Below are 547 nucleotides of genomic sequence, written 5' to 3'. Positions count from 1 at the left end.
CTATCCGACGCCTCGGGTGTTGGCGGAGTATCTGTGCACTCGGCTGACCGGTGAGACCGCAGGCTCCCATGCTCCCCTCGCCGCGAAGGCCGATGCGGACGAGCCGATCGCGATCATCGGCATGACCTGCCGTTTCCCAGGAGGTGCGAGCACCCCCGAGGCGCTGTGGGACCTGGTCGCCTCGGGGAAGGACGTGATCGGCGAGTTTCCCACCGGTCGGGGCTGGGACCTGGACGGCCTATTCCATCCGGACCCCGATCACCCGGGTACCAGCTATGCCAACGAGGGTGCCTTCCTCTACGACGCCGACGCGTTCGACGCGGCGTTCTTCGGGATCAATCCGCGGGAGGCGCTGGCGACGGATCCGCAGCAGCGGTTGCTGTTGGAGGCGTCGTGGGAGGTGTTGGAGCGGGCGGGTATCGATCCCGTGTCGTTGAAGGGCAGCCCGACCGGGGTTTACGCGGGCGTGATGTACCACGACTACGCGGCCGGGCTCAGCGGCGGCGGCGCGGATGGGAAGCTCGAGGGCTATGCGATGCTCGCGGGT

The 547-nt window shown here is 68.2% G+C and carries 1 protein-coding gene; it reads left to right on the top strand.

Annotated features, from left to right (window positions below; translation table 11 throughout):
• Nucleotides 1–547 (top strand): beta-ketoacyl synthase N-terminal-like domain-containing protein (locus NP777_RS47165; protein ID WP_256656365.1); only part of this gene is annotated, 547 nt, incomplete at both ends.

The organism is Streptomyces rugosispiralis, from assembly GCF_024505145.1.
GTDB lineage: Bacteria > Actinomycetota > Actinomycetes > Streptomycetales > Streptomycetaceae > Streptomyces > Streptomyces rugosispiralis.
This window is presented reverse-complemented; position numbering and strand designations above follow the sequence as displayed.